Genomic DNA, 21,420 nt, shown 5'->3' with positions numbered 1-21,420 from the left:
CCGGTCAGAGGCGGTCGGCGGCGAGCAGGCGGTCCCCGGCGAAGGCGAGCAGCCAGCCGCCGCCCTTCGGGGTGGTGAAGTCGCCCGTCCGGCCGCTGAGCCGCTCCAGGGCGGCCGGAATCACCTTGCCCTGGCTGCACACCCCCGCCCGCTCGCCGGAGGCCGCCAGCGCGGTCAGGCGGGCGGCGACGGCCAGTGCGCACTCGTCGGGCTGCTGGCCCGGCCGCGGCTCGTCCAGGTCGCCGCTCACCTCGATCGGCAGGTCGAGCAGCGCCGCCGCCGGGTCGAGGGTCTGCACGCACCGGCGGGCCGAGGCCGACAGCAGCCGCGCCGGGCGGACCAGCGCCACCAGCGGGGCCAGCGCCTGCGCCTGCGCCCAGCCCTGGGCGTCGAGCGGCCGGCCGGTGTCCGGGCCGGACCAGGTGCCCCGCTTGCCGGCGTGCCCGTGCCGGACGAGCGCGATCGTCCCGGTCACCGCCGGCAGGGCCGCGAACGCGGCCAGCACCTCCGCGTCGTGCGGGTAGCTGACCAGCCGCACGGCCTCGTCGACGTCGAGCCAGCGCACCTCGTCGACCTCCGTGCCCGGCTGGAAGCCGCCGTCGGCCACCGCCCGCATCGACCAGTAGTCGACCACCTTCGGCCGGCCCTCGCTGCGGTAGCGCACGCTGGGCAGCCGCATCTGCGGCACCGCCCGGACGTCGGCCTCCTCGGCCACCTCGCGTACGGCGGCGAGCAGGGGGTGCTCGTCCGGTTCCAACTTGCCCTTCGGCAGCGACCAGTCGCCGTAGCGGGGCCGGTGCACCAGGCACACCAGCACCCCGGCGCCCCGCGCGCCCGGGCCCACGGCGGTGGGGCCGGGGTCGTCGGCGGGGCGCCACACGACGCCGCCGGCCGCCCGGATCGGCGTCGTCCCGTCGGGGACGTCGGCCGCCCGGCTCCGACCCGGGCCGGCCGCGTCCCGCTCATCCAGCATCCGGTCAGCCTATGCGCGCGCCGGTCAGCCCGCCGTGCCACCGACGCGACGCAGCAGCAGTTCCTGCAGGTGCACCAGCGGCTCCTCGGCCGTGCCGGTACGCCGGCTCCAGGTGCCGTCCGCCGCCAGCTCGAACGCCTCCACGTCCGGGCTCATCGCGGCGGCCATGACGTGGTCCAGCTCGGCCCGGGCGACCGGGTCGCTGACCTGTACCAGCGCCTCGACGCGGCGGTCCAGGTTGCGGTGCATCAGGTCGGCCGAGCCCATCCAGAACTCGGCGTCGCCGTTGTTGCCGAACCGGAAGATCCGGGAGTGCTCCAGGAACCGGCCCAGGATGGAGCGGACCCGGATGTTCTCCGACAGGCCCGGCACCCCCGGCCGCAGCGTGCACATGCCCCGGATGACCAGGTCGACGTGCACGCCGGCCCGGGAGGCCCGGTAGAGGGCGTCGGTGATCTCCTCGTCGACCAGCGAGTTCACCTTGATCTGCACGAGCCCGGGCATGCCGAGCCGCACGTGCGAGATCTCCCGCTCGATGCGCTCGATCAGCCCGCTGCGGATGCCCTGCGGGGCGACCAGCAGCCGCCGGTACGCAGTCTGCCGGCTGTAGCCGGTGAGGACGTTGAACAGGTCGGTCAGGTCGGCGCCGATCTCCGGGTCGGCGGTGAGCATGCCGAAGTCCTCGTAGAGCCGGGCGGTCTTCGGGTGGTAGTTGCCGGTGCCGATGTGGCAGTAGCGGCGGATCTGGTTGCCCTCCTGGCGTACCACCAGGGCGGTCTTGCAGTGCGTCTTCAGGCCCACCAGGCCGTAGACGACGTGGCAGCCGGCGCGTTCCAGGGTGCGCGCCCAGCCGATGTTGGCCACCTCGTCGAAGCGCGCCTTCAGCTCGACCAGCACCACCACCTGCTTACCGGCGGCCGCCGCGTCGACCAGCGCGTCGACGATCGGCGAGTCGCCGCTGGTGCGGTAGAGGGTCTGTTTGATGGCCAGCACGTCGGGGTCGGCGGCGGCCTGCTCGATGAAGCGCTGCACGCTGGTGGCGAACGAGTGGTACGGGTGGTGCACCAGGATGTCGCCGTCGCGCAGGGTGGCGAAGACGCTGCGCGGCACCTCGCCCTCGGTGAGCCGGGGATGGGTGGCCGGCACGAACGGGGGGTCCTTCAGGTCCGGCCGGTCGGCCTCGTTGTAGAGCTGCCACAGCGCGGAGAGGTCCAGCAGGCCGGGCACCCGCAGCACCTCCTGGTCGTGCATGTCCAGTTCGCGGACGAGCAGTTCCAGCATGTGGTCGGAGATCGAGGCGTCCACCTCCAGCCGGACGGGCGGGCCGAACCGGCGCCGGGCCAGCTCCCGTTCCAGGGCCTGGAGCAGGTCCTCGTCGCGGTCCTCGTCGACCTCCACCTCGGCGTTGCGGGTGACCCGGAACAGGTGGCACTCGACCACCTGCATGCCGGAGAAGAGCTGCCCCAGGTGCACCGAGATCAGGTCCTCCACCGGCAGCATCCGCACGCCCGGCAGGTCCCGGTGCACCCGGACGAACCGGGGCACGTTGTTCGGCACCTTCACCCGGGCGAACAGCTCGGAGCCGCCGTCCGGGTCGCGTACCGCCACGGCCAGGTTGAGCGACCGCCCCGAGATGTACGGGAACGGGTGCGCCGGGTCGACCGCCAGCGGGGTCAGCACCGGGAAGATCTGCTCCCGGAAGTACGCGCGCAGCCGCTCCCGTTCGGGGTCGTCCAGGTCCGCCCAGCGCAGGATGCGGATGTCCTCGGCGGCCAGCTTCGGCAGGACGTCGTCGGTGAAGCAGGCCGAGTGCCGGGTGACCAGCGTGGCGGCCTTCTCGGCGACCAGCTCCAGCTGGGTGCGCAGCGGCATCCGGTCGCCGCCGCGCACCGGCAGGCCGGCCTGGAGCCGCCGCTTCAGCCCGGCCACCCGCACCATGTAGAACTCGTCCAGGTTGCTGGCGAAGATGGCCAGGAACTTGGCCCGCTCCAGCAGCGGCGTGCGCGGGTCCTCGGCGAGCGCCAGCACCCGGGCGTTGAAGTCGAGCCAGGAGAGTTCCCGGTTGAGGAAGCGGTCCTCGGGCAGCGGCGCCACGGCGGGCGGCTCGTCGTCGGCGCCGGGCGCCGCCGGGGCCGGGGCCGCCGGGGCGGCGGGGGACGGCCCGGTGACCGGGTCCAGCACCTCCTCCAGGCCGGCGGAGGCGGTCGCCGCGTCGGGGCCGTCGTCGGTCCGGGCGGCCCCGGCCGGCTCGCTCGGGCGGAAGCGGCCGTCGGCGCCCCGGGAGCGGGTGCCGTTGCGGGCGGCGGCCGGCCCGGCGGCGCGTGGTGGTCGGTTGGCGGGCTCGCGAGGGGTGCTCACCCGCCCATAATCACCCGGTCCGGGTTAACGCAAAATGAACATCGACCAGTCGCTCAGGCCATCGTCGGCAACGTCACCCGGACGACCTCGCCGGCGGCGTCGGTCTCGACGCGCAGCCGCTGGCCGAGGCGGAGCAGCCGCAGGCCGGAGGCGTCGAACGCCCGGGCCGGGAAGGCCAGCTCGGTGCCGTCGTCGAGGAGCAGCATCCCGCTGCGGGTCGCCGCGTCGTAGGTGGCCACCGTGCCCTGCATGCCCCGCACGCTACACCGCCCGCACCCCGTACCCCGCCCGCACACCGCCGCGCCCACGCCGGCCGGCGCGGGTCAGGCGGGGCAGCCGGCGGCGGCGAGCGCGGCGGTCTCCGGCCCCAGCCCGAGCCGGGCCGCCGCGGCCAGGTCGTCGGCGGTGTCCACGTCGCGGCGCAGGCTCGGCCAGTCCCCGGTCAGGGCCAACGCCCCGCTTGTGGCGTGCGCGGCGGCCGAGCCGACCCCGAACCGGGGATCCAGGGGCACGCCCGGCGGCGCGGCCAGCAGCACGGTGCCGTCGCCGGGGGCGTCGGGCACGAACCGGCGTACGCCCGCCGGGCCGGCCTGCGCCGCGTGCAGCGCCGCCGCCAGCTCGGCCGGGCGCAGCGCGGGCAGGTCGGCGGTGAGCCCGGCCACCCAGCCGCCGCCGGCGGCCGACGCGCCGTGCCGGAACGCGGCGTTCAGGCCGGCGTCCGGGGCGTCCGGCAGCGCGCGGGCGCCCGCCCGGCGGGCCGCCGCGGCCACCCGGGCGTCGTCGGTGACCACCAGCACCCCGGCCACCGCGGGGCAGGCCCGCACCGCGGCGACCGTGTCGGCCGCCAGGGCCAGCGCCAGCGCCTCGTGCGGTACGGCCGGCAGCGCCCCCCGCAGCCGGCTCTTCGCGGCGGCGAGGCGCTTCACCGGCACCACGACGGTCCACCTCGGCTGACTCACACCCGCCATCCTGCCAGCCGGACGGCGGTACCCTCTCTGGCCGGACCCGGGGCGAGCAGGCATGATTTCCGCTGCGGGCGTCACCGGGTGCGGACCGGTGCGGGTCGGGGCGGCACGAGGAGGCGCAGTGACACGGCGGAGGCTGGGATTCTGGCAATGGTTCGCCGTGGTGCTGGTCAAGCCGGTCATGACGGTCTGGACCCGGCGCACCTGGCGCGGCATGGAGCACCTCCGCCGCGACGGTGGCGTGATCATCGTGCCGAACCACATCTCGCACGCCGACCCCCTGGTCGCGGCGCACTTCGTCTACGATTCCGGCCGCTGGCCGCGCTTCCTCGGCAAGGCCAGCGTGTTCCGGGTCCCGGTGGTCGGCTGGATCCTGCACCGGTGCCGGCAGATCCCGGTCGAGCGGGGCACCGTGGACGCGGTGAAGTCGCTGGACGCCCTGGTCGCCGCGCTCGACGAGGGCGGCGCCGTGGTGATCTACCCGGAGGGCACCACCACCCGCGAACCCGACCTGTGGCCGATGAAGGGCAAGACCGGCGCGGCCCGGCTCGCGCTCGCCACCGGCGCGCCGGTGATCCCGGTCGCCATGTGGGGCCCGGAGCGGATCTTCGACCCGCGCAGGGCCCGGCTCAACCCGCGGCCCCGGATCCCGGTGACCGTGGTCGCCGGCCCGCCGGTCGACCTGAGCCGGTGGAGCGAAGCCACCCCGACGAAGGCTGTCCTCGAGGAGATGACCGACACCATCATGCTGCGGCTGCGTGACATGCTCGCGGAGGTTCGGGGCGGCACGCCGCCGCCCCTGTGGGAACGACCGGGCCGCCCCGGTGGCGAGCGTCGGCCGGGAGCGGCGGCATGAGCGAGCGGAGCGAGCGAACCATCAGGCCCAGCAGCGTGGCGCCTCGCGCCGCCGCCGAGCGGAGCGAGGTGGCGGCGTGAGCGGGCACGTCGCGGTGCTGGGGGCCGGCTCGTGGGGGACGGCCTTCGCCAAGATCCTCGCCGACGCCGGCCGGGACGTCACCATCTGGGCGCGCCGCCGGCCGGTCGCCGACACGATCCGCGCCGAGCGGCGCAACCCGGAGTACCTGCCGGACGTGCTCCTGCCGTCCCGGGTCACGGCGACCGGGGACGCCGCCGAGGCGATCACCGGGGCCGAGCTGGTGGTGCTGGCCGTGCCGTCGCAGACGCTGCGCGGCAACCTCGCCGAGTGGAGCGGGCACCTGCACCCGGACGCCACCCTGGTCTCGCTGATGAAGGGCATCGAGCTCGGCACCACCAGGCGGATGAGCGAGGTGATCGTGGAGACCGCCGGGGTGGCGGCGGACCGGGTGGTGGTGGTCTCCGGGCCCAACCTGGCCCCCGAGATCGCCGCCGAGCAGCCGGCCGCCACCGTGGTCGCCTGCACCGACCCGGACCGGGCCACGCTGGTGCAGCGGTCGATCACCACCTCCTACTTCCGCCCGTACACGAACGACGACGTGATCGGCTGTGAGCTGGGCGGCGCGGTGAAGAACGTGATCGCGCTGGCGTACGGCATCGCCGTCGCGATGGGCTTCGGCGACAACACCCGGGCCATGCTGGTCACCCGGGGGCTGGCCGAGACCGCCCGGCTCGGGGTGGCCCTGGGCGCCGACCCGCTCACCTTCGCCGGCCTGGCCGGGATGGGTGACCTGGTCGCCTCCTGCTCCTCGCCGATGGCCCGCAACCGCACGTTCGGCGAGCACCTGGGCCGGGGCGCGACCCTGGAGGAGGCCCGCGTCGCCACCCGGCAGACCGCCGAGGGGGTCAAGAGCGCCCTCGCCATCCGCGACCTGGCCCGGGCGCACGCCGTGGAGATGCCGATCACCGAGCAGGTGGAGCTGGTCTGCCACGAGGGTGTCGACCCGCGCCTCGCCGTCGACGCCCTGATGAGCCGGACGACGAAACCGGAGTGAGCCCTTGACCGCACCGCACGACGGCACCCGATGCGTCCGCGCCGGCCTGCCCGAGCCGGCCCCCGGCCAGCCGTTCCTGCCGGGGCCGGTCTTCGCCGCGCCGTACCACCTGGACCCGTGGGCGGGGCCGGCGGCGGCGCCGAACGGCTACGGCCGGCCGGACAACCCCACCCGCCGGCTGCTGGAGGCGGCCATCGGGGAGCTGGAGGGGGGCGACTGCCGGGTCTTCGCCAGCGGGCAGGCCGCGATCACCGGGCTGCTGCTGACGGTGCTGAGGCCGGGGGACACCGTGGTGCTCCCGTCGGACGGCTACTTCGCCGTCCGGGCCTTCGCCCGGGACACGCTGGAGGGGATCGGGGTGCGGGTGCTCCTCACCCCGACCGCCGGCCCCCACCCGGACTTCGACGGCGTACGCCTGGTGCTGCTGGAGACGCCGGCGAACCCCGGCCTGGACGTCGCCGACGTGCCGGCGCTGGCCGCCCGCGCGCACGCGGCCGGCGCCCTGGTCGCGGTCGACAACACCACCGCCACGCCGCTCGGGCAGCGTCCGCTCGACCTGGGCGCCGACCTCGTGGTGGCCTCCGGCACCAAGGCGCTCACCGGGCACTCGGACCTGCTGCTCGGCTACGTCGCGACCCGCTCGACCGAACTGCTGGACGCGGTGACCTCCTGGCGGAACGTCACCGGTGCGGTGCCCGGCGCGTTCGACGCCTGGCTCGCGCACCGGTCGCTGGCCACCCTCGACCTGCGGCTGGCCCGCCAGACCGCGAACGCCGAGGCGCTCGCCGGGCTGCTCGTCGGGCGGTCGGACGTGACCGGGCTGCGCTGGCCCGGGCTGCCCGGCGACCCGGCCCACCCGGTGGCGTCGGTCCAGCTGCGACGGATCCCCGGCGTGCTCGCCTTCGACCTCGGCGACGCCGCGCGGGTGGCGCGGTTCCTCGACGCGGCCCGGCTGGTCGCCGCGGCGACCTCCTTCGGCGGCCTGCACACCACCGCCGACCGGCGGGCCCAGTGGGGCGACGACACCCCGCCCGGCTTCGTCCGGCTCTCCTGCGGCGTGGAGGACGCCGTCGACCTGGTCGCCGACGTGGCCGCCGCGCTCGACGCCAGCCGTTGAGCGCCCGGGGCACCGGCCGTTGAGCGCTCGGCGCGGGCCGTTGAGCGCCCGGTGCGTTGTGTGCCGGCCGTTGGGCTATCGTGACCGTGGCCCCGAGCGGGGCCGTCCGCGGCCCGCGCCGGGCCCGACCGGAGGAGGTGAGTCCGATCCACCCGACAGGCAGGACCGACGCTCCCCTCCGACGCCACGCCGGCTGACCCGGCGGCCGGGAGCGTCGACGAGCGCTCCCGGAGGTCCACCATGACCGTTTCCTTCCGCCCCGACCGACCCGCCCTCGTGCACCGGCTGCGCGCCGCCGGCTGCGTCTACGCCGAGGACGAGGCGGACCTGCTGATCGCCGCCGCCGACTCGCCGCAGGCGCTGTCCGACCTGGCCGACCGCCGGGTGGCCGGGCTCCCGCTGGAGCACCTGCTCGGCTGGGCCGAGTTCTGCGGCGAGCGGATCGCCGTCGACCCCGGCGTGTTCGTGCCGCGCGCGCGTACCGCCCTGCTGGTCGACGCCGCCGTCGCGGTGACCGGCCCGGCCGCGGCCGTGGTGGACCTGTGCTGCGGCTCCGGCGCCACCACCGTCGCGCTGGCCCGCCGGCTCGCGCCGCGCTGGCTGGCCGCCGCCGACGTCGACCCCGCCGCCGTGGCCTGCGCCCGGCGCAACCTGGCGCCGCTGGGGGTGCCGGTCTTCCACGGCGACCTGTACGAGCCGCTGCCGGCTCGTTGGCGGGGGAGCCTGGACCTGGTCGTGGCCAACGCCCCGTACGTGCCGACGGCGGCGGTGGCGCTGATGCCGCCGGAGGCCCGGCTGCACGAGGCGCCGGTGGCCCTGGACGGCGGGTCGGACGGGCTGGCGGTGCTGCGCCGGGTCGGCGTGGGCGCGGCGCGTTGGCTGGCCCCGGGCGGGCACCTGGTGGTGGAGACGAGCGAGGCGCAGGCGGACGCGCTCTGCGCGGCGCTGACCGCCGCCGGCCTGCACCCCACGGTGACCCGCGACGACGACCGGGACGCCACCGCCGTCACCGCCCGCCGCCCCGCCTGACCGGGGCTGCGCGTCTCGGCGCGGGCCGCCCGCTCGCGCCGCGCGACAGGTGGCGGCGCCGCGCGGCAGCCCCCGCCGTGACCCGCCCGTCGACGGCCCCACCGCCTCCCAACGGCGGGACCGTCGACGGCGCGGGGGCGCCGGCGTCGCGTGCGGGCAAGCGACGCCCCGGCGCCGAGGGTGGGGTCAGCGGCGCGGCGGCGCCCCGGCGAAGGCGGCCCAGGCGGCGGGCGGGAAGAGCAGCGCCGGGCCGGACGGGTCCTTGGAGTCGCGGACGGCGACGGTTTCCGGGAGCACCGCCATCTCCACGCACGCCCCCTCGTCGCCGCTGTGGCTGCTCTTGCGCCACCGGGCCGCGGCGAGCGTCGCGCTGGTCGTCGGTGTCATGGTCCTACCGTCCCTTCAGGAGTTGGCGGAGCTGGTCTCGGCTGGCCGACGGGCTGAGCGCGACCGTCCGCAGGTGCTCCATGATCTTGGTGCAGGTACGCAGGTCGCCCGGCCGGTCCAGGACCATCTGCCCGGCCACGGTCTCCACCGAGGCGATGATCGGGTCCTCCGGGTCGGCGAACTCCAGGATGTGCAGCGAGCCCCGGGTGCCCCGGTGGTAGCCGGCGGCGAGGGGGATCACCTGCACCGTGATGTTGGGCAGTTCGCCCATCCGCAGCAGGTGGTGCAGTTGGCTCTCCATCACCGACCGGTCGCCGACCGGCCGCAGCAGCGCGCCCTCGTCGATGATGGCGTCCAGGATCGGGGGCTTGTCGCCGGTGAGCCGCTGCTGCCGGTCGAGCCGGACCTGGACCCGCTGCTCGACCTCGTCGTCGCCGAGGGTGTGTGGGCCACCCCGCATGACGCCCCGGATGTAGTCGGCGGTCTGCAACAGCCCCGGCACCACGGACGGCTCGAAGTTGGCGATCCCGGTCGCCTCGGCCTCCAGCGCGATGAAGTCGATGGTGCGCCGGTCCAGCAGGTACGAGTACGACACCCACCAGCCGGGCTTGCGCGCGTCCTTGGCCAGCTGGACGGCCGCCGCCACCTCGTCCGCGCCGACCCCGTAGAGGGTGAGCAGGGCGCGTACGGTGGCCGGGCTGACCAGCGTCTGCGCGTTCTCGTAGCGGGACAGGGTGCTGCGGGTGCTGCTGATCTCGTCCGCCGCCGCCTCCAGCGTGAGGCCGGCGGCTTCCCGGTGGGTGCGCAGCGCGATGCCCAGGCGTCGGGCGCGGGCGGTCTTGGGAGCCATGCATCGATCGTCGCACATCTTTCCGGGAAGGTGTAGATGAGAGAACGTCGATGAGAGTTGCATTCATGGCTGTAGAGGTGTCAATCTGTCATCGCGTCCTCACCGCCGGTTGTCGTGGCGACGGTGGTGGTGAGTGACCGGAGGGGATGGGGCGCGCGGCGATCGGGTTTCTCCCCCGAGCCCGATCGCCGCGTGCCACGCCCCGTGGCCCCGCCAGTCGGAAGGGATTCGACGTGCGTACTGGTCAGCAGGCCCGCGCCGACCGCGCCGGCGGCCTCCGATGACACGGTTCCTCGTGGTGCTCACCGACGTCCGCCCCGTCGACGGCGCCGGCCGCGACGAGCGGACCTGCCCCGAGCGGCGCCGCCAGGTGGTCGGCGCGACCAGCCGCGAGGCGGCCGACCGGATCGCCGGCGCGTTCATGGCGCTGGGCATGGTGCGGGCCGGCCGGCAGCGCGTCAAGGTGATCGCCATCGGCCGGCGGCACGCGCGCGGCTGACGCCGCCACGGGCGGCGCGGTCGGGAGGCGGCCCCGCCGGGCGGACGGCCCGCCCGGCCGGCGGCCCGGCCCGGCGGAGAGGCGCGGCCCGGCGCCCCGCCGGGCCGTCCGGCGTCACAGCATCCGGCGCCGCTTCAGGTACGCCACCAGGTCGTCGTAGACGCCCCCCTCGTTGGCGAACATCGCCACGTTGCGGGCGGTGGCCATCCACGGCTTCGTCGAGGGCCGGACCTCCTTCGCCGCCCGCTCCAGGTCCCGCTGCTCGATCATCCGCACCTCGCCGGTGCGCACGGAGTCGGCCATCGCGTACTCGGCGGCGGTCTCGCAGAGGTGGGCCAGGTCGGCGCCGGAGTAGTCCTCGGTGGCCGCCACGATCCTCCGCAGGTCGATCCCGGCGATCGGCCGCTCCCGCAGGTGGTACTCCAGGATGGACGCGCGCGCCTCCGCGTCCGGCGGCAGCACCAGCACCACCCGGTCGAGCCGGCCCGGGCGGCGCAGCGCCGGGTCGACGTCCCACGGGGTGTTGGTGGCGGCCAGCACGAAGACGCCCTCGTTGCTGCCCTCCATCCCGTCCAGCTCGGCCAGCAGCTGGTTGCCCAGCGTCCGCATGGAGCTGGAGCCGACCTGCGAGCGCTTGTGCCCGAGGGCGTCGACCTCGTCGAGGAAGAGCACGCAGGGGGCGTTGCGGCGGGCCGCCTGGAACAGCTCGTGCAGGTTGCGTTCCGAGTTGCCCATCCACATGTCCAGCACGTCCACGATCGACAGCGAGATGAACTTGGCGCCCATCTCCCCGGCGACCGCGCGGGCCAGGAAGGTCTTGCCGCAGCCGGGCGGGCCGTAGAGCATCAGGCCGCCGCGCAGGCTCTTGCCGTACATCTTGCGCAGTTGCGGGTTGCGCAGCGGGCCGAGGAAGGCCAGCTCCAGCCGCTCCTTGACCGCCGACATGCCGCCCACGTCGGCCAGCCGGATGCCGGAGGTCTCCACGTCGTACACCCGGTCGGAGTCGCCGGTCACCGGCTCCGGCTCGTCGCCCGCGCGGGCGAAGCGCGGCGGCACGACGTCGGCCAGCTCCTGCTCGTAGGCCGCCAGCGGGTCGTGGCCGGCGGTCGCGGCGGGGCCGCCGGGCCCGGCCGGCGCCGGGCGCTGTGCCGGCGGTCGCGGGGCCGCCGGGGCCGGCGCCGACGGCGGGGGTACGGAGCCGCCGCCCAGCGCGCGCTGCATCAGGGCCTGTGCCTGGTCGTTGCCCGGATCCCGGGCGAGCGCCTGACCGACCTGCGCGATCGCCTCCCCGGCCCGGCCGGCGTCCAGCAGCAGCGAGGCGAGGTGGAGTCGCAGCGGCAGGTCGTCGGGGCGGGCGTCCAGGGCCGCCGTCAGGGACTCGATGAGGGGATCAGCGCTCATAGGACGAGCAGCGTAGTGGGCGTCCGGTGCCGTCACCGCCCCGGATCTCCGCCCGGGCGATTACGCAACGTATATCCTTTGTTGACCGATTGCCGTGTCCCGTCGCCCGTCCCCCGGGTATCGGCAGCCGAGGCCCGCCACGCACAGTAAGGTCAACCGGGTGAGCGCCACCACCGGCGCAGCAGTCGCGTACGAAGAGGTGACCGGAGTGACCACCCCAGGCAGGACCCGCGTGGCGATCGTCTTCGGCGGCCGCAGCCCGGAACACGGCATCTCCTGCGTCAGCGCCGGCAGCGTGCTCGGCGCCCTCGACCCGGACGAGTTCGACGTGGTGCCGGTGGGCATCACCCGGGCCGGTCAGTGGGTGCTGACCAGCGGCGACCCGGCCCAGTTGGCGATCAACGCGCGCCGGCTGCCGGAGATCACCGCCGAGTCCGGCGCCGACATCGTGCTGCGCGCCGACCCGACCGGCAACGGTCTGATGGTGCTCGACCCGACCGAGGGTCCCCGGGCGCTCGCCGACGTCGACGTGGTCTTTCCGGTGCTGCACGGCGCGTACGGGGAGGACGGCACCATCCAGGGCATGCTGGAGATGGCCGGCATCCCGTACGTCGGGGCGAACGTGTTCGCCTCCGCCGCCGCCATGGACAAGGAGTTCACCAAGAAGCTCTGCGCCGCCGAGGGCATCCCGGTGGGCCCGTACGCGGTGCTGCGCAACGGGATGACACTGAGCGAGGCGGACAAGGAGCGGCTCGGCCTGCCCGTGTTCGTCAAGCCCTCCCGGGCCGGTTCGTCGTTCGGCATCACCAAGGTCACCGACTGGGCGGACCTGGACGCCGCCGTCGCCACCGCCCGTCAGATCGATCCGAAGGTGCTGGTCGAGGGGGCGGTCGTCGGCCGCGAGATCGAGTGCGGCGTGCTGGAGGGCGAGGCCGGCGGCGCGCCGGAGGCGTCGGTGCTCGCCGAGGTGCGGGTGGTCGGCGAGTACGACTTCTACGACTTCGAGGCGAAGTACATCGACTCCGAGGAGGCCTGCGAGTACGACATCCCCGCCGGCCTGCCCGAGCGGGTGACCCGGCAGGTCCAGGAGTACGCCGTCCGCGCCTTCACCGCGTTGGACTGCGCCGGCCTGGCCCGGGTCGACTTCTTCGTCACCCCGGAGCTGGACGTCTACCTCAACGAGATCAACACGATGCCGGGCTTCACCTCGACGTCGATGTTCCCGCGGATGTGGGCGGCGTCCGGGCTGGAGTACCCGAAGCTGGTCAACCGCCTTATCCGCACCGCCCTGCACCGGGGCGTCGGCCTGCACTGAGCCGCGGTCCGCCCGTACGTGAAAGAGTGGCCTCCCGATGGGGAGGCCACTCTTTTCGGCTCGGTGGTGGGCCGTCAGCCCCGGCAGCCCCGCGGCATGTCGCCGCCGGAGGGCACGGAGGCCACGATCGTCTCCGAGATGGGGGAGACCCACTGCAACGCCTGCCCGTACGACCGCGGCACGCGGACCGTCACGGCGGTCTCCCGGTCCAGCGTGGTGAGCACGGTGGCGTCCGTCTCCTCCTGGGCGTACCAGCAGACCTTGTTGACCGTCCACACGTCGTCCGTGTCGCCGACGGTCGGCTCGGCGCCGCCGCAGGCCAGCGTGAGCGCCGGGTCGCCGTACGCGGCGTTCTGCTCCGGGCCGGCGGTGACCGGACGCTGGGCGAGGTCGTTGACCGTCGGCGGCAACTGGGAGAGCAGCGCCCGGCAGACCGTGGCGGGCCGTTCGGCCAGCGCCGGGGCGGCCATCTCGATCGGAGCGGTGGACTGGGCGCGGGGAGCACTCGCCGTCGGGCTCGGCGCGGCGGCCGGCTCGGCCGGCTCGTCCGGGGACAGCTGGACGAAGGCGAGCACACCGACCAGCGCGGTGATCGGCAGCGCGACCAGCGTGGCGATCAGCGCGGCGCTCCGGGTCGTCCGGTCCCGGGTCGGGCGGTCGGCGGCGGCCTCGTCCGCCTGGGCGGAATCGGTCACGGGAGAGTCAGTGATCTTGTCCACTTACAGGCGCACCACCGAACACGTGAGGGTGCGGGTGATGCCGGGCACCATCTGCACCTTGCTGACGATGAGTTTGCCGAGCTCGTCGACGGTGTTCGCCTCGGTGAGCACGACCACGTCGTACGGCCCGGTGACGGCGTCGACCCGCACCACGCCGGCGAGGTCCGCGATGAGACCGGCCACGTCGCGCGCGCGACCGACCTCGGTCTGGATGAGGATGTACGCCTGTACCACGACTCGACCTCCGTCCGTCGCCGCCTGCGGGGCGGCCCGAAGGGAGAAAGTACCTTACGGACCAGGTCTGATCCCTATCGGTGGTCAAGGAGAAGCGGTGAGCGAGCACGGCGGAGGGCCGGCATGAGTGTCGCGGGGGTCGGCGAGTTCGGCCTGATCGACCGGGTGACCGCCCGGTTGTCGTACGGATCGACCGTTCTGCTCGGTCCCGGGGACGACGCGGCGGTGGTGGCCGCGCCGGACGCCCGGGTCGCGGCCTCGACCGACGTGCTGGTGGAGGGGCGGCACTTCCGGCGGGACTGGTCCGCCGCGCGTGACGTCGGCCACCGGGCGGCGGCGGCCAACCTGGCCGACATCGCGGCGATGGGGGCGGAGCCGACCGCGCTGCTGGTCGCGCTCTGCATGCCGCCGGAGCTGGAGACCGGGTGGGCCGAGGAACTCGCCGACGGGCTCGGCGCCGAGGCGGCGAAGGTCGGCGCGAGCGTGGTGGGCGGGGACATGTCCGCCAGCCCCACGCTGACGATCGCGGTCACCGCCCTCGGTGACCTCGGCGGCCGGCGGCCGGTGACGCGCTCCGGGGCGCGGCCCGGGGACGTGCTGGCCCTGGCCGGCCGGACCGGGTACGCGGCGGCCGGGCTGACGGTGCTCTCCCGGGGCTTCCGCACCCCGCGGCTGCTGGTGGAGGCGTACCGGCGGCCGGAGGTGCCGTACGGGGCCGGACCGCACGCGGCCCGGCTCGGCGCCACCTCGATGATCGACGTGTCGGACGGGCTGCTCGCCGACCTCGGGCACGTGGCCAAGGCCAGCGGGGTGGCCCTCGACGTGCGTCGGGACGCCTTCGAGGTGCCCCGGCAGATGCGCGACGCCGCCCAGGCCCTGGGCGTCGACCCGTACTCCTGGCTCCTCACCGGGGGCGACGACCACGCGCTGGCCGCGACCTTCCCGCCGGCGGTGGCGCTGCCGCCCGACTGGCGCCCGATCGGGCGGGTGACGGCGGGCACCGGTGTCACGGTCGACGGTGCCCCGTACGACGGACCCGCCGGCTGGGACCACTTCCGGTAAGGGCCAGCGCTGGTCGTACCCTTTACGCCGTGAGTGAGATCGAGATCCGCGCCGAGCGCTTCGACTCGCCGGTCGCGCAGCGGCTGATCCGCGCCGCGCTGGCCGACCTCGGCGCCCGGTACGGCGGCAGCGGCGACGACACCCCGGTGGACCCGGGCGAGTTCGTGCCGCCGGCCGGCGCCTTCCTCGTCGCCCACCTCGGCGGCGAGCCGGTCGGCTGCGGCGGCTGGCGCAGCCACGGCGACGACGGCGACACGGCCGAGCTGAAGCGGATGTACACCGACCCGGCGGCCCGGGGCCGGGGCGTGGCCCGGGCGGTCCTGGCCGCCGTGGAGCGCTCGGCCCGCGAGCACGGGCGCAAGCGGATCGTCCTGGAGTGCGGCGACAAGCAGCCCGAGGCCATCGCCATGTACACCGCGGCCGGCTACGAGCGGATCCCGAACTTCGGCTTCTACAAGGACGCCCCGGGCTGCCTCTCGTTCGGCCGCACCCTCTGAGCCACCGGCCCGAGGGCTCCCGGCCCGGCCGGGGAACCCGCCGGGCCGGCTACGGCACGATCAGGCGGTGGTGAACTGGATCTGCTCGGCGGCCTTGCCGGCCGCGTCGGTCGCCTCGGCCGGGTCGGCGCCCCAGGCCAGCAGGTGACCGCTGCGCCGCAGCGAGGACGTCACCTCCGTCACGGTGTCGCCGACCGCCACGTCGAGCTGCACCTCCAGCACGCCGGGCACCCGGCGGGCCGCGCGCAGCCCGTCGACGGCGGTGACGGTGCCGGGCGCGGCCAGCAGGAACTCGACCGCCGCCGCGCCGGTCGGCCGCGCCGGCAGGGCCGGCCGCTCCCCGCACAGCGTCCGCAGGTACGCCTCGATGAACCCGCACTCGTACGCGATCGACACCAGTGCGGTGATCATGTCGCCGGGCAGCCGGGCGGCGCACTCGACCAGCGTCGGTACCCCGTCGGCGACGATCCACTCGCTGTGCAGCGTGCCGGTGCGGAAGCCGGCGGCGGCGGCCAGCCGGGTCGCCACCTCGACCAGCTCCCGGCGGGTGGGGTCGGGCAGCGCGGTCGGCACCGTGTGGCCGGTCTCCACCGGGGAGCGACCCGGGAGCACCCGCTTGTCCGTGACGTTGGCGAAGATCACCTCGCCGTCGGCGACGAGCAGCTCGACGCTGTGCTCGCGCCCGTCGACGACCTGCTCGACGAGCACGCCCGTGGGCAGCCCCCGGCCGGTCGCCTCCGGCGGGTCCTCGGGCGAGGCGGTGCCCGCCCACGCCCCGGCGACCTCCGCCGGGTCGGCGATGATCTGCACGCCCAGGCTGCCCGAGCGTCGGGTGGGCTTCAGCACGCACCGGCCGCCGTGCCGTCGGGCGAACTCGGTCGCCCCGGCGGCGGAGTCGACCAGCGCGAAGGCCGGGTTGGCCAGGCCGGCCTCGGCGGCGAGCAGCCGCATGCGGTGCTTGTCGGAGAAGACGTCGGCTGCCGCCGGACCGGCGCCGGGCAGGCCGAGCGCCTCGGCGAGCCGGGCGGTGGCCCCGACGGCGTACTCGAGGCCGGGCATGACCAGCCGGGCGGCGGCCAGCCCCGGTTCCCGGGCGACCAGCGCGGCGGCGTCGAAGCCGATCTGGTACTCGGCGGGCACCACGCGGGAGATGAAGGGCATCTCGCGGGCGAACCGCTCCAGCCCCCGGCGCTCGATGACGTCGGGTTCCTCGACGAGGACGACGCTGTCCGCGGGCAGTTCCTCGCTGAACCAGCGCAGCATCCCGAGGGAGGCACCGACGATGACCATCTCGTCCCGGCCTAGATCAAGCTGCACCAGTCGTCCCTCCGCGCTCCGTTGCTCCCCGCGTCGGCCCGATCCGGACTCGCGGCGCACGCAGACCCTAACCGGGCCCGCGCCGCGGGTCGAAGGGCGGTCGCGTACCCGTCAGCCGACCCGCCCGGAACCGACACGAACCGGGCCGGGGTCGCCGGGACCCGGCACGAGGCGGGGGTGCCGGGACGAGGCGGGGTGCCGGGACCGGCACGAGGCCGGCGATCCCGGACACGACAGAGCCGGCGGGCCCACGAGGGCCCGCCGGCAATGACGAGTGTGAAGCTGGGGACTACCGCGTCAGGCGCGGGTGACCTTGCCAGCCTTGATGCACGAGGTGCAGACCTGCATCTTCTTGGTGTTCCCGCCACCGGCCGGGGTACGCACCGACTGGATGTTCGGGTTCCAGCGGCGGTTGGTCCGCCGGTGCGAGTGGGACACGTTGTGGCCGAAGCCCGGTCCCTTGCCACAGACGTCGCACACGCTAGCCACGGGATACTCCTGGGTTTGAAACGTTCATGAGGTCGCCGCCAGGCGCTGCCCGGGCAACCTGGCCAGGTTACCCGATGACCCGCGCACCCGACCAACCGGCCCCGGGGCGGGGCCGGCACGGCGCGACGCGGTCGCCCGGTCGGCGCCGTCCCTTCCGGCAGCCACCGTACGAAGGGACGCGACCACGAGGGTAGTTCCGGCCGGGACCACCGGAGCCGGCGGCCCCCGACCGACGGGCCGGGGTCGCGCCGGCTCGCCGGGGTGCCGACGTGACGGGCGGCCGGGGAGCGCCGGGCCGGACACGCCGCCGGACGACCGACGACCCCGGCGCGCCGTCGGTGCCCGCCAGTAGGCTTCTCGCCGTGCTGGACACCCTCGACGCCGCCGCGGTCCGCCGCTGGTGCGCGGGCGGGCTGGCCGCGCTCAGGCGGCACCAGGGCGAGATCGACGACCTGAACGTCTACCCGGTGCCCGACGGCGACACCGGCACCAACCTCGTGCTCACCCTCACCTCCGCGCAGCAGGCGCTGGCGATGGACCTCGGCACCCTCCCGGAGGACGGGCCCACCCCGCACGGGCACGCGCTGCGGCTGATGGCCCGGGGCGCGCTGCTCGGCGCCCGGGGCAACTCCGGGGTGATCCTGTCGCAGATCCTGCGCGGCTTCGCCGACGCGGTCGCCGCTGTGCCCGCGGTGCGCGGGCGGGAGCTGGCCGCCGCGTTGCGCGACGCGACCACGGCCGCCTACGCCGCGGTCGCCCGCCCCGTCGAGGGCACGCTGCTCACCGTCGTCGCCGCCGCGGCCCGCGCCGCCGAGCGGGCGGACAGCGACGACCTGCGGGCGGTCGCCCGGGCGGCGGCGGGCGAGGCGGCGCGGGCGCTGGCGCGCACGCCGGAGCAGCTCCCCGCGCTGGCCCGGGCCGGCGTGGTCGACGCCGGCGGCCGGGGCCTCTGCCTGCTGCTCGACGCCCTGGTCGAGGTCGTCACGGGGGAGAGCCCGGAGCATCCCGTGCCCGCGCCGCGTGCGGCCCGCCCGCCGGCCACCGCCGTCCGCGAGACCGGTTCCGAGGAGTACGCCTACGAGGTGCAGTTCCTGCTCGACGCCGCGCCCGAGGCGGTGGGCCGGCTGCGCGCCGAGCTGGCCGCACTGGGCGACTCGCTCGTGGTCGTCGGCGACGGGAGCGCCGGTACGGGCACCTGGAACGTGCACGTGCACGTCAACGACGTGGGCGCGGCGATCGAGGCGGGCGTGGTAGCCGGCCGGCCGCACCGCATCTCGGTGACCCGCTTCGCCGACCAGGCGGCTCTCGCCCCGCCGATGGCGCGCGACGGCCGCGCGGCGGTGGTGGTGGCCGCCGGCGCGGGCATCGCCGAGCTCGTCGCCGGCGAGGGCGCCACGGTGGTGCCCGGCAACCCGTCCACGGGCGAGCTGCTGGACGCGATCCGCGCGACCGGCGCCGCCCGGGTGGTGGTGCTGCCCAACGACCCCAACACGCAGGCGGTGGCGAGCGCCGCCGCCAAGGAGGCGCACCGGCTGGGCATCAAGGTCAGCGTGGTGCCCACCCGGTCCCCGGTGCAGGCGCTGGCCGCCCTCGCGGTGCGCGACCCGGCCCGCCGCTTCGAGGACGACGTGATCGCGATGGCGGAGGCGGCCGGCGCCTGCCGCTACGCCGAGGTCTGCTACGCCAGCCGCGAGGCGCTGACCGTCGCCGGCCCCTGCCGCCCCGGCGACGTGCTGGCGCTGGTCGAGGGCGAGGTGCACCTGATCGGGGCGGACCTGGCCGACACCTGCGCCGCCGTGGTCGACCGGATGCTGGGCGGCGGCGGCGAGCTGGTCACCCTGCTCTCCGGGGCGGACGCCCCGGCCGGGCTGGCCGAGGCGGTCCGCGAGCACGTCGCCCGGCGCTGGCCGTTCGTCGAGGTGCAGGCGTACCCGGGCGGGCAGCCGTACTATCCGCTCCTGGTGGGGGTCGAATGACGTCCGAGCCGTGCACGGTGGACACGCCGCTGAAGAAGCTGGTCGGGGAGAAGACCGCGAAGGCCCTCGCGAGCCACCTCGACCTGCACACCGCGGGTGACCTGGTCTACCACTTCCCGCGCCGCTACGACGAGCGCGGCGAGCACACCGACATCCGGTCGCTCGACGTCGGCGAGCAGGTCACCGTGCTGGCCCAGGTGCAGCGCACCGCCGTACGCCCGATGCGCCAGCGCCGGGGCAACCTGCTGGAGGTGACGGTCGGCGACGGCTCGGGCGGCACCCTGACCCTCACCTTCTTCGGCAACCAGGCGTGGCGGGAGCGGGAGCTGCGCCCCGGCCGGTGGGGGCTGTTCGCCGGCAAGGTCACCGAGTTCCGGGGCAAGCGGCAGCTCAACGGCCCGGAGTACGTCCTGCTCGGCGAGGGCGGCGACGGCGAGGCGGCGGCCAGCGAGGAGATCGAGGAGTTCGCCGGCGCGCTGATCCCGGTCTATCCGGCCGCTGCGGCGGTGCCCACCTGGGTGATCGCGCGCTGCGTCCGGGTGGTGCTGGACACCTTCACCCCGCCGGAGGACCCGCTGCCCACCGCCGTGCGGGCGAGCCGCAAGCTGGCCGGCATCGACGTCGCGCTGCGCGAGATCCACCGGCCGTCCAGCAAGGAGGCGCTCTACCGGGCCCGCCGACGGCTCAAGTGGGACGAGGCGTTCGCCGTGCAGCTCACCCTGGTGCAGCGCAAGCACCGGGCCGCCGCGTGGCCGGCCCGGCCCCGTCCGGCGAAGCCCGGTGGCCTGCTCGACGCGTTCGACGCCCGGCTGCCGTACGAGCTGACCCCCGGCCAGCGGGACGTGGGGGTGGAGATCGCCGCGGACCTGGCCACCGCCCACCCGATGCACCGGCTGCTCCAGGGCGAGGTCGGCTCCGGCAAGACGGTGGTCGCGCTGCGCGCGATGCTCCAGGTGGTCGACGCCGGCGGGCAGGCCGCGCTGCTGGCCCCGACCGAGGTGCTCGCCGCGCAGCACCACCGGGGCATCCTCGACCTGCTCGGGCCGCTCGGCCGGGCCGGCGAGCTGGGCGCGGCCGACGACGCCACCCGGGTCGAGCTGGTCACCGGCTCGCTGGGCGCGGCGGCCCGCCGGCGCGCCCTGGCCGAGGTGGCCAGCGGGGCGGCCGGCATCGTGCTCGGCACCCACGCCCTGCTCTACGAGGGCGTCGACTTCGCCGACCTGGGCCTGGTGGTGGTGGACGAGCAGCACCGGTTCGGCGTCGAGCAGCGCGACGCCCTGCGCGCCAAGGCCGACCAGCCGCCGCACGTGCTGGTGATGACGGCCACCCCGATCCCGCGCACGGTGGCGATGACGGTCTACGGCGACCTGGAGACCTCGACTCTCTCCCAGTTGCCGCAGGGCCGCTCGCCGATCGCCTCGCACGTCGTCCCGGCCGCCGAGAAGCCGGCCTTCCTGGACCGGGCCTGGCGGCGGCTGCGCGAGGAGGTGGCCGCCGGCCACCAGGCGTACGTGGTCTGCCCGCGCATCGGGGAGGGCCCGGCCAGTGAGGAGGAGCCGCCGCCGGTCGACGACAACGGGCGGCGGCCGCCGATGGCGGTCACCGAGGTGGCGCCGCTGCTCGCCGAGGGGCCGCTGCACGGCCTGCGGATCGGCGTGCTGCACGGCCGGCTGCCGGCCGACGAGAAGGACGCGGTGATGCGCTCCTTCGCCGCCGGCGACGTCGACGTGCTGGTCGCCACGACCGTGGTCGAGGTGGGCGTCAACGTGCCGAACGCCACCGTGATGATCGTGCTCGACGCCGACCGGTTCGGCGTCTCCCAGCTGCACCAGCTTCGCGGCCGGGTCGGCCGGGGCTCGGCGCCCGGGCTCTGCCTGCTGGTCACCGAGGCGCTGGAGGGCGCGTCCGCGCGGGAGCGACTCGACGCGGTCGCCTCCACGACGGACGGGTTCAAGCTCGCCGAGCTGGATCTGGAGCAGCGGCGCGAGGGCGACGTGCTGGGGGCCACCCAGTCGGGGCGGCGGTCGCACCTGCGGCTGCTGTCGCTGCTGCGCGACGCCGACCTGATCCGGGACGCCCGGGCCGAGGCGATCGCCCTGGTCGAGGAGGATCCGGAGCTGGCGCGGCACCCGGCGCTGGCCGCGTCGGTGGCGGCGCTGGTCGACGAGGAACGCGCGGAATACCTGGAGAAGGGCTGACCCCCTGCCGCGCCGGCGCCGGCAGGCGCAGGCCGCGGCCGATGGCGTGCCCGGGCGGGCGTCGGCCGACGGCGCGTCGCGTAGCGTCGTGCGCATGAGCAGG

At 75.6% G+C, this 21,420-nt stretch carries 21 protein-coding genes; 10 read left to right on the top strand and 11 right to left on the bottom strand.

Annotated elements, in window-relative coordinates; all coding sequences use genetic code 11:
* Nucleotides 1-4 precede the first annotated feature (4 nt).
* The 4 genes from AB0L34_RS08520 to cofC form a co-directional block, all read right to left on the bottom strand.
* Nucleotides 5-973 carry an NUDIX hydrolase gene (locus AB0L34_RS08520; RefSeq protein WP_363703061.1) on the bottom strand — a complete coding sequence of 323 codons (969 nt, stop codon included), beginning with the start codon at nt 971-973 and terminating at the stop codon, nt 5-7.
* A 24-nt stretch (nt 974-997) separates the two neighbouring features.
* Nucleotides 998-3,331, bottom strand: coding sequence for an RNA degradosome polyphosphate kinase (locus AB0L34_RS08515; RefSeq protein WP_363703060.1), 2,334 nt, complete (start codon nt 3,329-3,331; stop codon nt 998-1,000).
* A 53-nt stretch (nt 3,332-3,384) separates the two neighbouring features.
* Nucleotides 3,385-3,582 (bottom strand): cold-shock protein, encoded by a 198-nt coding sequence (locus tag AB0L34_RS08510; RefSeq protein WP_350684722.1) that lies wholly within the window; start codon nt 3,580-3,582, stop codon nt 3,385-3,387.
* 72 nt (nt 3,583-3,654) lie between these two features.
* The gene (cofC, locus tag AB0L34_RS08505) at nt 3,655-4,290 is read right to left on the bottom strand and encodes a 2-phospho-L-lactate guanylyltransferase (RefSeq protein WP_357453482.1); all 636 of its coding nucleotides are present in this window, start codon (nt 4,288-4,290) and stop codon (nt 3,655-3,657) included.
* A 127-nt stretch (nt 4,291-4,417) separates the two neighbouring features.
* On the opposite strand from cofC, the gene AB0L34_RS08500 reads away from it, so the two are divergent.
* From AB0L34_RS08500 to AB0L34_RS08485, 4 genes are all read left to right on the top strand, one after another.
* Nucleotides 4,418-5,152: a lysophospholipid acyltransferase family protein gene (locus tag AB0L34_RS08500; RefSeq protein WP_363703057.1), complete on the top strand. Its 735-nt coding sequence runs from the start codon at nt 4,418-4,420 to the stop codon at nt 5,150-5,152.
* 76 nt (nt 5,153-5,228) lie between these two features.
* On the top strand, nt 5,229-6,227 hold the full coding sequence (locus AB0L34_RS08495; RefSeq protein ID WP_350704791.1) for an NAD(P)H-dependent glycerol-3-phosphate dehydrogenase: 999 nt from the start codon (nt 5,229-5,231) through the stop codon (nt 6,225-6,227).
* 4 nt (nt 6,228-6,231) lie between these two features.
* Nucleotides 6,232-7,344: a cystathionine gamma-lyase gene (locus tag AB0L34_RS08490; RefSeq protein WP_363703055.1), complete on the top strand. Its 1,113-nt coding sequence runs from the start codon at nt 6,232-6,234 to the stop codon at nt 7,342-7,344.
* 240 nt (nt 7,345-7,584) lie between these two features.
* The gene (locus AB0L34_RS08485) at nt 7,585-8,373 is read left to right on the top strand and encodes a putative protein N(5)-glutamine methyltransferase (protein ID WP_363703053.1); all 789 of its coding nucleotides are present in this window, start codon (nt 7,585-7,587) and stop codon (nt 8,371-8,373) included.
* Between the two features lie 186 nt (nt 8,374-8,559).
* Here AB0L34_RS08485 and AB0L34_RS08480 read toward each other — a convergent pair whose 3' ends face one another.
* Both AB0L34_RS08480 and AB0L34_RS08475 read right to left on the bottom strand, forming a co-directional pair.
* Nucleotides 8,560-8,760, bottom strand: a complete 201-nt coding sequence (locus AB0L34_RS08480; protein ID WP_363703051.1) for a DUF397 domain-containing protein — start codon at nt 8,758-8,760, stop codon at nt 8,560-8,562.
* Nucleotides 8,761-8,764: 4 nt separating this feature from the next.
* Complete coding sequence (locus tag AB0L34_RS08475; protein ID WP_357453469.1) at nt 8,765-9,610, bottom strand: helix-turn-helix transcriptional regulator; 846 nt, start codon at nt 9,608-9,610, stop codon at nt 8,765-8,767.
* 280 nt (nt 9,611-9,890) lie between these two features.
* Here AB0L34_RS08475 and AB0L34_RS08470 point away from each other — a divergent pair, with 280 nt between their 5' ends.
* The gene (locus AB0L34_RS08470; protein ID WP_350704800.1) at nt 9,891-10,109 is read left to right on the top strand and encodes a hypothetical protein; all 219 of its coding nucleotides are present in this window, start codon (nt 9,891-9,893) and stop codon (nt 10,107-10,109) included.
* A gap of 114 nt (nt 10,110-10,223) precedes the next feature.
* Here the strand turns inward: AB0L34_RS08470 and AB0L34_RS08465 are convergent, their stop codons facing one another.
* Complete coding sequence (locus tag AB0L34_RS08465; RefSeq protein ID WP_363703049.1) at nt 10,224-11,510, bottom strand: ATP-binding protein; 1,287 nt, start codon at nt 11,508-11,510, stop codon at nt 10,224-10,226.
* Nucleotides 11,511-11,718: 208 nt separating this feature from the next.
* On the opposite strand from AB0L34_RS08465, the gene AB0L34_RS08460 reads away from it, so the two are divergent.
* Complete coding sequence (locus tag AB0L34_RS08460) at nt 11,719-12,825, top strand: D-alanine--D-alanine ligase family protein (protein WP_363703074.1); 1,107 nt, start codon at nt 11,719-11,721, stop codon at nt 12,823-12,825.
* Nucleotides 12,826-12,899: 74 nt separating this feature from the next.
* Here the strand turns inward: AB0L34_RS08460 and AB0L34_RS08455 are convergent, their stop codons facing one another.
* Both AB0L34_RS08455 and AB0L34_RS08450 read right to left on the bottom strand, forming a co-directional pair.
* The gene (locus AB0L34_RS08455) at nt 12,900-13,544 is read right to left on the bottom strand and encodes a DUF3515 family protein (RefSeq protein ID WP_363703047.1); all 645 of its coding nucleotides are present in this window, start codon (nt 13,542-13,544) and stop codon (nt 12,900-12,902) included.
* A complete protein-coding gene (locus tag AB0L34_RS08450; RefSeq protein ID WP_013284547.1) occupies nt 13,545-13,778 on the bottom strand; it encodes an Lrp/AsnC ligand binding domain-containing protein in 234 nt (77 codons plus the stop codon).
* Nucleotides 13,779-13,901: 123 nt separating this feature from the next.
* On the opposite strand from AB0L34_RS08450, the gene AB0L34_RS08445 reads away from it, so the two are divergent.
* Both AB0L34_RS08445 and AB0L34_RS08440 read left to right on the top strand, forming a co-directional pair.
* Complete coding sequence (locus AB0L34_RS08445) at nt 13,902-14,840, top strand: thiamine-phosphate kinase (RefSeq protein ID WP_363703045.1); 939 nt, start codon at nt 13,902-13,904, stop codon at nt 14,838-14,840.
* Nucleotides 14,841-14,869: 29 nt separating this feature from the next.
* On the top strand, nt 14,870-15,337 hold the full coding sequence (locus AB0L34_RS08440) for a GNAT family N-acetyltransferase (protein ID WP_357453453.1): 468 nt from the start codon (nt 14,870-14,872) through the stop codon (nt 15,335-15,337).
* A gap of 60 nt (nt 15,338-15,397) precedes the next feature.
* On the opposite strand, the gene AB0L34_RS08435 is transcribed toward AB0L34_RS08440, so the two are convergent.
* Complete coding sequence (locus AB0L34_RS08435; RefSeq protein WP_363703042.1) at nt 15,398-16,654, bottom strand: ATP-grasp domain-containing protein; 1,257 nt, start codon at nt 16,652-16,654, stop codon at nt 15,398-15,400.
* 297 nt (nt 16,655-16,951) lie between these two features.
* Nucleotides 16,952-17,143, bottom strand: a complete 192-nt coding sequence (rpmB, locus tag AB0L34_RS08430) for a 50S ribosomal protein L28 (RefSeq protein WP_088963534.1) — start codon at nt 17,141-17,143, stop codon at nt 16,952-16,954.
* Between the two features lie 362 nt (nt 17,144-17,505).
* On the opposite strand from rpmB, the gene AB0L34_RS08425 reads away from it, so the two are divergent.
* Complete coding sequence (locus AB0L34_RS08425; protein WP_363703040.1) at nt 17,506-19,119, top strand: DAK2 domain-containing protein; 1,614 nt, start codon at nt 17,506-17,508, stop codon at nt 19,117-19,119.
* Nucleotides 19,116-21,317, top strand: a complete 2,202-nt coding sequence (gene recG / locus AB0L34_RS08420; protein ID WP_357453445.1) for an ATP-dependent DNA helicase RecG — start codon at nt 19,116-19,118, stop codon at nt 21,315-21,317. The genes AB0L34_RS08425 and recG overlap by 4 nt, the downstream gene beginning before the upstream one ends.
* The last annotated feature ends 103 nt before the right edge of the window (nt 21,318-21,420 follow it).

The organism is Micromonospora sp. NPDC052213, assembly GCF_040679695.1.
Taxonomy (GTDB): domain Bacteria; phylum Actinomycetota; class Actinomycetes; order Mycobacteriales; family Micromonosporaceae; genus Micromonospora.
Note: the sequence above shows the minus strand (reverse complement) of the source record. Positions and strands in the feature narration are given on the sequence as shown.

Excerpts from the sequence above, each read along its gene's own strand:
- AB0L34_RS08520 (WP_363703061.1), bottom strand. The coding sequence starts at position 973 with ATGCTGGATGAGCGGGACGCGGCCGGCCCGGGTCGGAGCCGGGCGGCC.
- AB0L34_RS08510 (WP_350684722.1), bottom strand. The coding sequence starts at position 3,582 with ATGCAGGGCACGGTGGCCACCTACGACGCGGCGACCCGCAGCGGGATG.
- AB0L34_RS08485 (WP_363703053.1), top strand. The coding sequence starts at position 7,585 with ATGACCGTTTCCTTCCGCCCCGACCGACCCGCCCTCGTGCACCGGCTG.
- AB0L34_RS08480 (WP_363703051.1), bottom strand. The coding sequence starts at position 8,760 with ATGACACCGACGACCAGCGCGACGCTCGCCGCGGCCCGGTGGCGCAAG.
- AB0L34_RS08475 (WP_357453469.1), bottom strand. The coding sequence starts at position 9,610 with ATGGCTCCCAAGACCGCCCGCGCCCGACGCCTGGGCATCGCGCTGCGC.
- AB0L34_RS08470 (WP_350704800.1), top strand. The coding sequence starts at position 9,891 with ATGACACGGTTCCTCGTGGTGCTCACCGACGTCCGCCCCGTCGACGGC.
- AB0L34_RS08465 (WP_363703049.1), bottom strand. The coding sequence starts at position 11,510 with ATGAGCGCTGATCCCCTCATCGAGTCCCTGACGGCGGCCCTGGACGCC.
- AB0L34_RS08445 (WP_363703045.1), top strand. The coding sequence starts at position 13,902 with ATGAGTGTCGCGGGGGTCGGCGAGTTCGGCCTGATCGACCGGGTGACC.
- recG (WP_357453445.1), top strand. The coding sequence starts at position 19,116 with ATGACGTCCGAGCCGTGCACGGTGGACACGCCGCTGAAGAAGCTGGTC.